This window comes from Moorena sp. SIO3B2 (assembly GCF_010692525.1).
Taxonomy (GTDB): Bacteria; Cyanobacteriota; Cyanobacteriia; order Cyanobacteriales; family Coleofasciculaceae; genus Moorena; species Moorena producens.
This window is the reverse complement of sequence record NZ_JAAHHE010001000.1, coordinates 1-1,029: the sequence shown is the minus strand read 5'-3', so window position 1 is coordinate 1,029 and position 1,029 is coordinate 1. Positions and strand designations below refer to the sequence as shown.

1 protein-coding gene is annotated in these 1,029 nt (G+C 34.4%); it reads right to left on the bottom strand.

Going from position 1 to position 1,029, the window contains the following annotated elements:
* Positions 1–8: 8 nt before the first annotated feature.
* Positions 9–365 carry a four helix bundle protein gene (locus F6K38_RS43040; RefSeq protein ID WP_287256594.1) on the bottom strand — a complete coding sequence of 119 codons (357 nt, stop codon included), beginning with the start codon at positions 363–365 and terminating at the stop codon, positions 9–11.
* Between the last annotated feature and the right edge of the window lie 664 nt (positions 366–1,029).

Below are 1,029 nucleotides of genomic sequence, written 5' to 3'. Positions count from 1 at the left end.
CTATAGAATTAGTTTTGAGCCTTAGTGTTTTTAATAATTGCATGAATAATAGAAATTAATTCGTTGGATTCATTGAGTAAAGACAGCAATCTTGGTTCTAGGTTTTTCTCGGTGGCGATTAAGATTTTCAACCAATAATTGGTCTCTCTAGCTTCCTTGAGGGATATACTCATTTTATGAATAAAGTCTCGTTTACTTTCTGCATTTTGTGCTTCCTCAACATTTGCTCCAATACTTGTTCCAGAGCGGATTAATTGTTTGCTTAAATCATATCCAGTTCCACCATTTTGTCTCAGAAATTTACAGAGATTGACTATTCTTACGCTAAACTTTAGCGTTCTTTCTTGTATATCTTTTTTTGTCATTCTTGAGGAGCAGATCTAATTTAAGAATTTACTTTTAGTTTACTTTATCAATAAATGTATAAATATAAAAATGAATAATTTAGAATTTAGAATTAAGAATTAAGAATGAAGAATTTAGAATGAATTTTTAGTTTTGTAGGGTGGGCAAGGGGAAATAAATTGGTTAGAGCCCTTAAGTTGACCAATCCCCTTGCCCACCAGGATTAACTAATGAAGAATTTAGAATGAAGAATGAATAATTTAGTTTTGTAGTTTTGTAGGGTGGGCAAGGGGAAATAAATTGCTTGGATCCCTTAAGTTGACCAATTACCTTGCCCACCAGGATTAACTAATGAAGAATTTAGAATGAAGAATGAAGAATTTAGAATGAATTTTTAGCCTTAGCTAGTTTTGTAGGGTGGGCAAGGGGAAATAAATTGCTTGGATCCCTTAAGTTGACCAATTACCTTGCCCACCCTACAGGATCTGACTTTTTGGTGGGCAAAATTCCTAGAGTTTTCCCTACAGCTGATCTGTGCTCACCTTTTGCCCACCCTACAGATCTGACTTTTTGGTGGGCAAAATTCCTAGAGTTTTCCCTACAGCTGATCTGTGCTCACCTTTTGCCCACCCTACAGGATCTAAATTCTAAATTCTAAATTCTAAATTCTAAATTCTTCATTCT

Bases quoted from the DNA above. Each gene is read 5' to 3' on its own strand.
- F6K38_RS43040 (WP_287256594.1), bottom strand. From the start codon at position 365: ATGACAAAAAAAGATATACAAGAAAGAACGCTAAAGTTTAGCGTAAGA.